This is a genomic window from Flavobacterium sp. C3NV (genome assembly GCF_046825355.2).
Classification (GTDB): Bacteria; Bacteroidota; Bacteroidia; order Flavobacteriales; family Flavobacteriaceae; genus Flavobacterium.
Genome location: NZ_JBKQBJ020000019.1, coordinates 43,520 through 55,912 on the forward strand (window position 1 = coordinate 43,520; position 12,393 = coordinate 55,912).

Here is a 12,393-nt window from a genome sequence, read left to right on the forward strand (position 1 = left end):
GTTTTCAGAAACAAAAAAGTTATACGTAAGCTTTTTTCTATATTTTTACCTGAATAAAATTAACAACCAACCAAAATACAACCTTAATGAATGACAATCTAAAATACACTGCCAAACTATTGAGCAGCGCCACATTTAGCTTTTTTAAAATAAATATCCTCGGACAATTTTTATATGCCCTTATAGGTGTATTTACTCTATGTACTATTGTATATCAATCAGGTCATGGAATGGGACACGTAACCGGATCAGCTGCAGTAATGCTTTTATTCGCCTTAAGGCCAATTGGTTTTAGCTTAGCCATGCTTACTATGTTAGTTGGCCCGTTTTTACTGTTTGCTTTGGGAAATAAATACATAATGTCAAAAACCATTCACAAATTATTATCAGAAAAAGGAGAAGTTTTATTATTCCCGATTATTGATAAAGTGCTTAATAAAGTAAAATCTAAGCAACCTGATTTATTAAAAAAAGGAACAGATAAAACGAAATTACAATTGAAATTAATTCAGGAAATCAGGGATTCTAATGAGAACAAGTGGTTAAAGAAAATTATCATCTACGGCTTTAAAAAAATAAGTCTGGACGATGTTGATTTTACAAATGAAAACGTAAGTTTTACAGATATTATAAAAGATAAAATTATTACAGGTTTAAAAAATATCTCAGAACCAAGCAGAAATTTTTTCTGGATCATTCTTGCAGTACAAATCGTTATCTTAATACTAATCCTTACCCGATTAATATAATTAGATTTTAAATAAAACCGCCAAAAACCGATACAATGAATCAGGAATTAGAAAGCCATTTTGATGAATTTGATAAAGCGCCCGTAATTAGAAGAAAACTTTTACCTTGGTGGATTAAGACTTTTTGTTGGTTTTTTATGATTCTGACAGTTTTCGCTGTTGGAGCTCTAATCATGAACATTTTTATACCAACTGTCAACATATCAATTTACGGTTTCTCGAGTAACACCGCATTTTCAGGAACCGGGATGTTTATTATTGCTATTATGTTACTTAAAGGTTTTACAGCTTATTCGCTTTGGTTCGAAAAACCCAATGCCATTTCAATTGGTAAAATTGATGCCATTTGTGGAGTAGTCATATGCATAGCATCAATGTTTGTGTTGCCTTTTATGAATAATAATAGTCATTTTATGTTTCGTTTAGAAATTTTGTTACTTATTCCTTACTATATGAGATTAAACAAAATCGAATACGAGTGGGACAATCTTGAAAGTTTGTAACAAAAAAACTAACCAATAATAATCACGATAAAAAATAGATTCTATACTTTAAGATTTTCTAAGAAACAGTTTCCCATTTTATTTGTAATTTCGATTTTCATTAAAATACAAATACAAAATGGCTTCATTTATTAAAGAAATATCTTTTCGCTGGTCTGATCTTGACCCAAATTTTCACGTTCGTCATAGTGCTTATTACGATTTTGGAGCACAACATCGTATCGAAATCCTTGAAGAACTGGGTTTAACGCTAAAAGTGATGCAAACGCAAGGTTTTGGACCTGTTTTGTTTAGAGAAGAATGTGTCTTTAGAAAAGAATTAAACCTTTCTGATAAAATATTCCTTCACACCAAAACATCAAAAATGAAAGCCGATGCTTCTCGTTGGTCTATCGTTCACGAATTCAGGAGAGAAGATGATACGCTTTGCGCCGTGATTACCGTTGATGGTGCCTGGATGGACACCAAACTTCGAAAATTAGCTTCTCCAACACCTGAAATTGCTATTGAAGCTTTAAGCATTTTCCCTAAAAGTGACGATTTCGTTGGTTTATAAAACCAACTTCATTTTTATTAACTTTATGAAATCCAAAAAACTATATTTTTAAATATATGTTTTTTGGATTTTTTAAAATTCAAAACTCATGATCGACTACGCAAAAGATTTCAGAATAATTATCATTATCGCTATAATTGGACTTGTCACAATTGTTTTGGGTGCTGTTACAGACAAAGTACTTCGTTATTTTTTGTATCGAAAATTAACCGATAAAGAATACGACGCAACCGGATTTAGATTTCTAAAACACTTAATCATAACCGTAATCTATATATTAGGATTCGCTTTTGCTTTAATACAAATTCCGGAATTCAAAATTATTGGACATTCTTTTTTAGCCGGTGCAGGAGTGATTTCATTAGTCGCCGGTTTGGCTTCTCAACAAGCTCTGAGCAATATTGTAAGCGGAATTTTTCTGGTAATTTTTAAGCCTTTTCGAATTAATGATAAAATCACCATCAATAATTTTGTAGGCACAGTTGAAGATATTAATTTGAGACAAGTAGTTTTAAAAGATGCCGAAAACAATAGAATCATAATTCCCAATTCTATTATTAGCAATCAGATTATTGTGAATACCAATATGCACGACACCAAATCCTGCAAAATAATCGAAATTGGCGTTGGTTACGAATCTGATATCGAAAAAGCACTGGAAATCATGAAAGAAGAAGTGGCCAAACATCCCCTATTTATAGACAACAGAACTGCAGATGATAAAAAACAAAAAAAGCCGCTCGTTATAGCTCGTGTTGTGGCATTGGCAGATTCAAGCGTAACATTAAAAGCGTGGGCCTGGGCAAAAAACTCGACAGATGCATTTGTCATGTATTGCGATTTACTGCAAAGCATCAAGAAACATTTTGATGAAGCTGGTATTGATATTCCTTATCCGCAACAAGTCGTTACTTTAAAAAATAATAAAAACGAGTCGTAATTTCTGGTCTTTTATTTTCTGATAATTTTAAGATTTTATTTTTTGAATTTAAAATGGTTAACTTTAATTTTATAAATACTCCAAAACGAAATAATTCAGAAAATGAAAAATATAAAACTGATTCTACTTCTTCTTCCCTTTTTTTGTTTTTCGCAGCAGGAAAACATTAAGGCTTTAGACATTAATTTAACCAATTACGAATATCCATTTCCTGTACAATTTTTAGAATTGAGCAATCAGCGCCAGTATCTTAAAATGGCGTATATGGATATTAAACCTGACAATTACAATAACAAAACTATTGTTTTACTGCACGGTAAAAACTTCAATGGAGCGTATTGGGAATCGACCATAAAAGCCCTGACAAAAGAAGGTTTCAGGGTAATTGTTCCCGACCAGATCGGTTTTGGGAAATCATCTAAACCTGATAATTTTCAATACACTTTTCAGCAATTGGCCGAGAATACCAAAAAAATATTAGATCATTTAGGAATTAAAAAGACAACCATTCTAGGTCATTCTATGGGCGGAATGTTAGCAACAAGATTTGCCTTAATGTATCCTGAAACAACTGAAAAATTAGTTCTCGAAAACCCAATTGGTTTAGAAGACTGGAAACTGGTTGTGCCGTACAAACCTGTAGATTGGTGGTACGAATCAGAATTAAAACAAAACTATCAGAATATAAAAAGCTATCAAATGGCGAATTATTATGATGGAAAATGGAATGCCGATTTCCAGAAATGGGCTGAACTTGGCGCCGGCTGGACCACAGCTCCTGATTATGCAAGAGTAGCCTGGAATTCGGCTTTGATGTATGATATGATTTTTACCCAACCTGTTTTATATGAATTCAAAAACATCAAAAGTCCAACGCTTTTAATCATCGGGACAAGAGACAAAACAGCCATAGGAAAACCTTTGGTACCTGAAAAAGTCAGAAAAACAATGGGAAATTATCTCGAATTGGGTAAAAAAACACAAAAAGCAATCCCGAATGCAAAACTAGTCGAAGTACCCAACACAGGACATTTACCGCATATTGAATCTTTCGATCAATTTATAAAACCATTAATAGCATTTTTGAAACAATAATTTTTTTTCGCCACAAATTACACTAATTTACACTAAATTTTTATCTGCAAATTCTATAATTTAATTCGTGGAAATTAGTGTAATTCGCGGCAAACCTTTTAATAATCTAAATCAAATATTATGTTTACAATCGAGCAAATAAAAGAAGCACATGCCAAAGTACAAAGCGGTGCAGATTTTCCAAATTATATACAAGACCTGATTATTTTAGGCGTAAAAGGATACGACACCTTTGTCAATAACGGAAATGTAGAATATTACGGCGTAAATAATTACAAGGTTTCGGCTGACGAAAAATACCCTGAAATTCAGGTCGCTCCTGTGGCCAACAAAGAACGTTTTATCGAATTTCTGGTAATGCATCAGGACGGTCAGACTGATTATTTAACGTTTTGCAATCATGCCGCTCAGTCCGGAATTGCAAAATGGCGTGTTGATATTATCGAAATGACTTGCACCTATTTCGACAAAGCTGATAATGAAATACTGATCGAAAAAATCCCTGGTTAATCAAAATCTAAATACAACTTCATGTACAAAAAAATTATTCTGATTGCGCTGTTGTCTATTTGCTTTATAGGTTTTGCCCAGCATAAAAAATCAAATCCTAAATTTAAAGTAATTGCTTTTTATACCGCCAAAAATGATCAGGCACATATAAGTTTTGTACATGAAGCCAATAAATGGTTTCCCAAAGTAGCCGAACAAAATCATTTCGAATACGATTCAACCAGCAATTGGGACAATTTAAACGGTAAGTTTTTATCGAAATATCAGGTGGTTTTGTTTTTAGACACAAGACCCGAAACACAAAGTCAGCGTGAAGCTTTTCAGAAATATATGGAAAATGGCGGCGGTTTTATCGGATTTCATTTTTCGGCATTTGCGCTAAACAATTCTACTTATCCTCAAAACTGGAATTGGTATCACAACACTTTTCTAGGATCAGGAGAATACGGCAGCAATACATGGCGGCCAACATCAGCAGTTTTACGAATCGAAAATCAGCATCCTGCAACCACAAACATTCCTAAAACATTCAAATCGGCACCAAACGAATGGTACAGATGGAGCAATGATTTAAGAAAAAATCCGGATATTAAAATCCTTGTAGCGATAGACGAAAGCAGTTTTCCGTTAGGAACCGGCCCAAAACAAAATGAAATCTGGCATCAAGGTTATTATCCGGTAGTTTGGACGAATAAAAACTACAAAATGCTTTATGTAAATATGGGGCATAACGATATAGATTACGAACACGGAACCAATAAAACTCTTTCGTATACTTTTGAAAATGAGCCGCAAATTCAATTGATTTTAAACGGACTACTATGGTTGGGTACTTCTAAAAAAATAAAATAAAAATGTCAAAACTTTCTCCCATTATAAATCCAGAAGAACTTTTAAAACTAAAAGACGTTTCTAATGTTGTTTTAATTGATGCAAGAGCCGGAATAAATGCCAAAGAAAATTATCAAAACGAACATCTAGAAGGCGCACGTTATGTCGATTTAAATCAAGATCTGGCAACTGTCGAAGATCCTGCAAACGGAGGAAGACATCCTTTACCTTCTTTGGAGAAATTTGCTCAGGTACTTTCAAAACTTGGCATTTCACCTTCGAGCCATATAATCATTTACGATGATAAAAACGGATCGAATGCAGCAGCAAGATTTTGGTGGATGTTACGCGCAATTCACCATGAAAAAGTTCAGGTTCTTAACGGAGGTTTGCAAGCAGCAATAAAAATAGATTTTCCTGTAAGTTCAGCATTAGAAACTGTTGAACCAACAGAAAATTATCCAATTTCAAAATGGAATTTGGCTCAAGCCGATATTGAAGAAGTCGAAAAAGCGCGAAATAACAAAGAAAACATTGTAATTGATGTAAGAGACAAAAACCGTTTTGATGGCTTAACAGAACCGCTGGATTTAATCGCAGGACATATTCCGGGCGCGATCAATGTTCCGTTTAGTGAAAATTTAAATGAAGATGGCTTTTATAAACCAGCTGAAGATTTAGCAAAAAAATATATTGAAATTATAGGCGATAAGAATCCCGAGAATGTAATCGTACATTGTGGTTCAGGAGTTACTGCCTGTCATACTTTGTTAGCAATGGATTATGCCGGAATTCCAATTCCAAAACTATATGTAGGCTCATGGAGCGAATGGTCCAGAAACGATCGTGAATTGGCAACAAAAAAATAGATAAACTGAAAAAACATTTAACACATAGATAATCTTAAAAACTTATTTGCCACAGATTTCACAGATTAGAATGATTAATCTTTTTAATCTGTGAAATCTGTGGCAAAAAAAATAACAATTAATCTATGTCCAAATAAATATTACTTTAAAATGCAACATTGGGATATACTTTTATCGAATCAGGTAAATAAAAAAGCCTTTATAAATACTTTGCTTTCTGGCGAAGCCAAAGGAGAATTAGCCGTTTTTAATAACCAAAAAGGCATTCTGTTTTCAGATATTGCCATAGAGAAATTCATCGAAAAAGAATACCAATACGACATCGTAGAAGCTTCTCCCGAATCGCACAGACAATTGAGAACCTTTTCGTCAGGCGAACGCAAAAAAGAGTTTCTTAAATACTGCATCAATCAAAAACCTGATTTCATTATTTTCGATAATCCGTTTGATCATTTAGATCAGGCTTCGCGTGTGGTTTTGGCAGACTCATTAAAAGATCTAACGCAAGATATTGCGATCATTCAAATCGTAAATCGTGTAGTCGACGTATTATCTTTTGTTCCCAACAAAGCCCAGATCAAAGACAATACATTTGAACTACATCCTATTTCACAAACCTTAAATCATTATAAAACCCTAAATACAGCGGCAATTCCAAAAGCGATCGAACCACATTCCTTTCACGAAAGTGTATTGATCAAAATGGAAAATGTTTCAGTAAGTTATGACGACCGAAAAATTGTCGACAATATTTCATGGACAATAAAACAAGGCGAATTCTGGCAATTAATAGGACCAAATGGTTCCGGAAAAAGCACTATTTTATCATTGATTACAGGCGATAATCCAAAAGGATTCGGGCAGGATTTACATTTATTTGGAAGAAAAAAAGGAAGCGGCGAAAGCGTTTGGGACATCAAAAAACAAATCGGAATCTTCACCACTTCTATGACTGATTTATTTCAAAAAGGGCATACTTTAGAAGAAATGATTCTTTCCGGATTCTTTGATTCTATCGGACTTTATATTGAGCCAACCACACATCAAAAACAAATTGTTTCGCAATGGCTTGAAGTAATCGAAATGACATCCTTAAGAAAAAAACGTTTCATCGATCTTTCAATTGGTCAGCAAAGAGTCGCGTTGATTGTTCGTGCCGTTTTAAAACACCCGCCATTATTAATTTTAGACGAACCAGTAGAAGGTCTGGACGACGAAAATGTCGATTTGGTCATTCAGCTTATCAATACCATCAAACAAGAAACAAACGTGAGTATTTTGTACGTTTCACATCGTATCGAAACTGGCCTCGCTCCTACTTCGGTTTTTGAACTTTTACCATCTCCAACAGGATCAATTGGTAAAATAAAATACCATTCTGAGCTCAACTAAAAAAACAAAAAAATGAAAATCAGATATATCTTATTATTAGTATTTCCACTAATAATAGCTTCGTGCTGCGGTACTATTTCAAAAGCAAAAAAAGCATACACCATTACCGAAACAAAACCATTAAAATCCAATTGGAAATTTAATTCAAAAGAATGGTTGCTGCAAAAAGACACCTTAATAGGAAAAGGAGGTCCGATGCATTGGGGCGTTATAGAATCAAAAAAACAACTCCCTGAAAATTATCAGATCGATTTTAAAGTAAATATGACCAAAGAATCACTTTTTGAAGTGATGCTTAACATCGATAAAGAAAATTACATCAGAACCTATCTCTACCAAATCGACCAGAATATCGTAATTGGAAGAGGTGTTTACAAAGAAGGAAGTAATGAATATGAAAAACGAGGCGGCCCAACTTTGTTCAAAAAACCAATGAAATTAGAAAACAACAAATGGTATTCAGTAAAAATAAAAGTCTTCAACAATCAATTGTTCTTCTCAGTCGATAACGAAACTTTCCTGGAATGTTCCCTTGAAAAAAGCAAACTAAGCCAACAAGGTAAACTAGGATTCTTAACCAACGGCGAAGCGAAAATCATAGATCTTACCGTTAAAAACATTGAATAGATTTTTTATTATTTAACCATTAAGATATTAAGAAAATTAAGCTAAACCCTTTACTAACTTATTCCTTTTCCTTAAGGTAACTAATAACAAGCTCAACACTTAATTAACTTAATATCTTAATGGTAAAAACAAAAAAAGCTCCAAACTGGAGCTTTTTTTATACGAGAAAATCTTTTCTCTATTTTCTTTATTCTAAAATCTAATTTCTAAAATCTAAAATCTTACTCCTCCTCTTCCATATTATGCGTCTTCCCGTAGTTGCGCCATTTCTCGATACAATCCTGAAAATCCTGAGGAAGTTCAGTATCAAAACGCATCATTTCGCCAGTTGTAGGATGCACAAAACCAAGAGTTTTAGCATGCAAAGCCTGACGTGGCAACGCTTTAAAACAATTATCAATAAACTGCTTGTATTTCGTAAAAGTCGTTCCTTTCAAAATCAAATGACCGCCGTAACGTTCATCATTAAAAAGCGGATGCCCAATATGTTTCATATGCGCACGAATCTGGTGCGTTCTACCCGTTTCTAATTTGCAGGAAATCAAAGTCACATAACCAAAACGCTCCAAAACCTTATAATGCGTAATTGCAGGTTTACCAATTTCAGGATCAGCAAAAACAGCCATTTGCATGCGGTCTTTTAAGTGTCTGGCAAGATTTCCTTCGATCGTTCCCGCCTCTTCGGTAACATTTCCCCAAACAAGAGCAATATACTCACGTTCAGAAGTTTTAGCTTCAAATTGTTTTGCCAAATGCGTCATCGCCGCCTCTGTTTTAGCCACCACCAAAAGTCCGGACGTATCCTTATCAATTCGGTGAACCAAACCAGGGCGTTCGCTGCTGTTCATTGGTAAATTGTCAAAATGATGCGCCAAAGCATTCACCAAAGTTCCCGTATAATTTCCGTGACCAGGATGTACCACCATTCCCGGCTCTTTATTAATCAATAACAAAGCATCATCTTCATAGACAATATTCAACGGAAGATCTTCCGGAAGAATATGATTTTCAAATGGAGGATGTGTTAACATAACCGTCACAACATCAAACGGTTTTACCTTATAATTTGATTTTACTGGAATATCATTTACAAAAATATTGCCTTCAGTTGCGGCATTCTGAATTTTATTTCGTGTCGCATTCTGAATCAAATTCATTAAATATTTGTCAATACGCAAAAACGCCTGACCTTTAGGGACTTCAAATCTAAAATGTTCGAATAATTCGTCTTCCAGATCTAAATTTTCAATATTATTGTTCATCTTTTGGGGTTTCATCAGTTGGCACAGCTGTACTATCTGTCGCCTGACTTTCATCTACATAACTTGCTTTTCCGTCACCTAAAACCAAATCGATTTTAGACGCTTTCAGCACTCGGTCTCCTACTTTTAAGTTTCTACCTTTATAACGCATCTCCAGCACCATATCTTTTCCAAGATTCGGAATATAAGTAATCGTTCCCTGCTCAAGCCCTAAAGCTTTCAAAGTCGGAACCGCCTCACGATACGTTTTTTCGATCAAATCAGGAATTTTAACAGATGAAAATCCCGATGCATTAATTTTAATATATATTTTTCTTCCTACTTTCACCTTCGTTCCCGGCAACGGATCTTGCTCAACAACACTGTATTTAGGAAATTGACTTCTGTAATCAACACTATCCAAAAGCACATAATCCAAGTCCAGTTCGTCCAATTTTGCCTCAACTTGCTCCTCTGTCAATTTAGACAAATTCGGAACCTCAATTTCGTGTCCATGATCAGTTGTAAAAGTCAGCCAATGCATAAACAGATAACCCAAAACAGCAATAATAGCAGCTGCAATCAGGATTTGTACAAAAAACACACGGCTTGTTAAATACTTACGTAAAGTCATAAATTTATTTTTAGTTGTCGCAAAGATAAAGCTATTTCGTTTCAAAAAAAATGATAATTTTGTTTTAAGCAAGAAAGTAGCAAATTGCCTTTCATATTAAAATCTAAGAGCATTTGGAATTTCAATTTTAGAATTTCCTATGTCACTCTGAGCGGAGTCGAAGAGTTAGGAGCTATTTCCTGCTGTCCGCTGTATCTTTTATGGTGAACCCCACCATAAAAGGATGCCGCTCCCATCAGGGCTAGGGCTTTAGGATTCATAAGAAGATTTCAGTACTATTTGTCAGGCTGAACGAAGTCGAAGCCCCGCAAGAAACTCACGCAAAGTTTATCTTGCATGTCGAGCTACTAGCGGAGATCCTCGTTCCTCGGGACGACAAAGCAAACAAAATAGCACGCAGATCTAACAGATTAAAACAGATAAACACAGATTTTTTTAAATTTAATTCGTGAATTCGTGGCAAAAAACCTGAAATCTGAAACCTGAAACTTGAAACTTGAAACAGAAACAATTAAACAAATAAACGATTAAACATATAAACAATATAGAATGAAAAACATAGCCATCATCATGGGCGGATACTCAAGCGAATACAAAATTTCGCTGATCAGCGGAAACGTCGTTTACCAATATCTGGACAAAACAAAATACAACGGATTCCGTATTCATATTTTCAAAGAAAAATGGGTATACGTAGACGAAAACAACGCCGAATTTTCAATCGATAAAAACGATTTCTCAGTAACCGTAAACGATCAGAAAATTACTTTCGACTGTGTTTTCAACGCCATTCACGGAACTCCGGGTGAAGACGGATTAATGCAGGCTTATTTCGAACTATTAGGAATTAAACAATCGTCTTGCGATTATTACCAGGCAGCATTGACGTTCAACAAACGTGATTTATTATCGGTTTTAAAACCATACGGAATCAAAACGGCAATCTCGTATTACCTAAACAAAGGTGACATCATCAATACAGCCGAAATCGTGAAAAAAGTTGGTTTGCCATGTTTCGTAAAACCAAACAAAGCAGGATCAAGTTTCGGAATCTCAAAAGTAAAATCAGAAGCCGAATTGCCAATCGCAATTGAAGTAGCATACAAAGAAGACAACGAAATTATCATCGAAAGTTTCCTTGACGGAACCGAAGTTTCTGTTGGAGTAATCAATTATCAGGGAGAAATAAAAGTTCTACCAATAACCGAAATTGTTTCCGACAATGATTTCTTCGACTACGAAGCCAAATACGAAGGTAAATCGCAGGAAATCACACCCGCCAGAATCTCTGACGAACTAACACAAAAAGTTGGTGAAACAGCAAAACGTGCTTACGAAGTCTTAAAAATGAAAGGTTTCTCAAGAAGCGAATTCATTATCGTAGACAACGAACCGTACATGTTAGAAATGAATACAATTCCTGGTTTAACAACCGAAAGCCTTATCCCGCAACAAGCACAAGCCGCCGGAATATCGCTTCAGGATTTATTCACAAACGCGATTGAGTTAGCGCTTTCTTAAAGATACTAAGGTTCTGAGATGCTAAGTTACTAAGATCTCAGAACCTTTTTTTTACCCAATATTGTCAGACTGAGCGAAGTCGAAGTCCCGAAAGTTACGAACTGTACGAATTAGCAAGTGAGATTGCTTGGTTCTTCGCAAAGACAAAAAATTCATAATCTAAAAACCTTAGCAACTTAGCATCTCAGAACCTTAGCACCTTAAAAAAAAATGAAAGAAATCTTCGAATGGAATAGACTTTTTTACAACAATCTTCCCGCAAACTTTGCGCTTGAAGTGATATTTCGTTCTACAGTAATGTTTATCATTTTACTGTTAACCTTAAAATTAGCAGGGAAACGAGGTGTAAAACAATTATCGATTTTCGAAACCGTAATCATAATTGCATTAGGTTCTGCTGCAGGCGATCCAATGTTTTACGAAGATGTTGGTATAGTTCCCGCTGCAATTGTTTTTACTGTAATTATTATTCTATATCGCTCTGTAACCTGGCTTACCGGAAAAAGTAAAAAATTCGAAGAATTTATAGAAGGTAAAACCGAATGCTTAATCAATAATGGAAAATTCTCTATCGCTACTTTCAAGAAAGAAAGCTTAGCACAAGACGAATTCTTCTCTGAACTTCGCATAAAATCTATCGAACATCTCGGACAAATAAAACATGCTTTTATAGAAACAAGCGGAGAAATCAGCGTATTTTTTTATGAAGATCACGAAGTAAAATACGGATTACCTATCTTACCGGCTGCATTCAATAAAAAAAGCAAAACAATCGAAAAAGAGGGCATTCACGCCTGCACTTTTTGCGGTCATACCGAAGAGCAAAAACCAGGAACCGCACAATGCGAAGTCTGTAAAAAAGACGAATGGGTTCCGGCTTTAAATACAAAAAGAATCACTTAATAGTAGCTTTGTAAAACAGAAA

General features: G+C 34.8%; 15 protein-coding genes. 12 read left to right on the top strand and 3 right to left on the bottom strand.

All coding sequences use genetic code 11. From position 1 onward, the window contains the following. The first annotated feature begins 86 nt into the window (after window positions 1-86). The 10 genes from ACIDC4_RS21840 to ACIDC4_RS21885 all read left to right on the top strand — a co-directional run bounded on the left by ACIDC4_RS21840 (window position 87) and on the right by ACIDC4_RS21885 (window position 8,072). Window positions 87-749: a hypothetical protein gene (locus ACIDC4_RS21840; protein ID WP_412044983.1), complete on the top strand. Its 663-nt coding sequence runs from the start codon at window positions 87-89 to the stop codon at window positions 747-749. Between the two features lie 35 nt (window positions 750-784). After that, window positions 785-1,252 (top strand): hypothetical protein, encoded by a 468-nt coding sequence (locus tag ACIDC4_RS21845; RefSeq protein WP_412044982.1) that lies wholly within the window; start codon window positions 785-787, stop codon window positions 1,250-1,252. A gap of 118 nt (window positions 1,253-1,370) precedes the next feature. Beyond that, complete coding sequence (locus ACIDC4_RS21850; protein WP_412044981.1) at window positions 1,371-1,808, top strand: acyl-CoA thioesterase; 438 nt, start codon at window positions 1,371-1,373, stop codon at window positions 1,806-1,808. Between the two features lie 88 nt (window positions 1,809-1,896). Next, entirely contained in the window at window positions 1,897-2,748 is an 852-nt protein-coding gene (locus ACIDC4_RS21855) for a mechanosensitive ion channel family protein (RefSeq protein ID WP_412044980.1), read from the top strand. 102 nt (window positions 2,749-2,850) lie between these two features. Next, window positions 2,851-3,843, top strand: coding sequence for an alpha/beta fold hydrolase (locus ACIDC4_RS21860; protein WP_412044979.1), 993 nt, complete (start codon window positions 2,851-2,853; stop codon window positions 3,841-3,843). Between the two features lie 120 nt (window positions 3,844-3,963). Then, window positions 3,964-4,353, top strand: a complete 390-nt coding sequence (locus ACIDC4_RS21865) for a DUF1398 domain-containing protein (RefSeq protein ID WP_412044978.1) — start codon at window positions 3,964-3,966, stop codon at window positions 4,351-4,353. 21 nt (window positions 4,354-4,374) lie between these two features. Beyond that, window positions 4,375-5,205: a ThuA domain-containing protein gene (locus ACIDC4_RS21870; RefSeq protein WP_412044977.1), complete on the top strand. Its 831-nt coding sequence runs from the start codon at window positions 4,375-4,377 to the stop codon at window positions 5,203-5,205. Window positions 5,206-5,207: 2 nt separating this feature from the next. After that, complete coding sequence (locus ACIDC4_RS21875; RefSeq protein WP_412044976.1) at window positions 5,208-6,053, top strand: sulfurtransferase; 846 nt, start codon at window positions 5,208-5,210, stop codon at window positions 6,051-6,053. 150 nt (window positions 6,054-6,203) lie between these two features. After that, window positions 6,204-7,445: an ATP-binding cassette domain-containing protein gene (locus ACIDC4_RS21880; RefSeq protein ID WP_412044975.1), complete on the top strand. Its 1,242-nt coding sequence runs from the start codon at window positions 6,204-6,206 to the stop codon at window positions 7,443-7,445. 12 nt (window positions 7,446-7,457) lie between these two features. Then, window positions 7,458-8,072, top strand: coding sequence for a hypothetical protein (locus ACIDC4_RS21885; RefSeq protein ID WP_412044974.1), 615 nt, complete (start codon window positions 7,458-7,460; stop codon window positions 8,070-8,072). 221 nt (window positions 8,073-8,293) lie between these two features. Here ACIDC4_RS21885 and ACIDC4_RS21890 read toward each other — a convergent pair whose 3' ends face one another. From ACIDC4_RS21890 to ACIDC4_RS21900, 3 genes are all read right to left on the bottom strand, one after another. Then, window positions 8,294-9,334, bottom strand: a complete 1,041-nt coding sequence (locus tag ACIDC4_RS21890) for an RluA family pseudouridine synthase (protein ID WP_412044973.1) — start codon at window positions 9,332-9,334, stop codon at window positions 8,294-8,296. Beyond that, window positions 9,324-9,947: a PASTA domain-containing protein gene (locus ACIDC4_RS21895; RefSeq protein ID WP_412044972.1), complete on the bottom strand. Its 624-nt coding sequence runs from the start codon at window positions 9,945-9,947 to the stop codon at window positions 9,324-9,326. Before ACIDC4_RS21895 ends, ACIDC4_RS21890 begins: the two co-directional genes overlap by 11 nt. Before the next feature lie 137 nt (window positions 9,948-10,084). Further along, window positions 10,085-10,207 (bottom strand): hypothetical protein, encoded by a 123-nt coding sequence (locus ACIDC4_RS21900; RefSeq protein ID WP_412044971.1) that lies wholly within the window; start codon window positions 10,205-10,207, stop codon window positions 10,085-10,087. A 289-nt stretch (window positions 10,208-10,496) separates the two neighbouring features. On the opposite strand from ACIDC4_RS21900, the gene ACIDC4_RS21905 reads away from it, so the two are divergent. Together ACIDC4_RS21905 and ACIDC4_RS21910 are read left to right on the top strand one after the other, a co-directional pair. After that, complete coding sequence (locus ACIDC4_RS21905) at window positions 10,497-11,468, top strand: D-alanine--D-alanine ligase (protein ID WP_412044970.1); 972 nt, start codon at window positions 10,497-10,499, stop codon at window positions 11,466-11,468. 210 nt (window positions 11,469-11,678) lie between these two features. Then, window positions 11,679-12,371, top strand: a complete 693-nt coding sequence (locus ACIDC4_RS21910) for a DUF421 domain-containing protein (RefSeq protein ID WP_412044969.1) — start codon at window positions 11,679-11,681, stop codon at window positions 12,369-12,371. Window positions 12,372-12,393 lie beyond the last annotated feature (22 nt).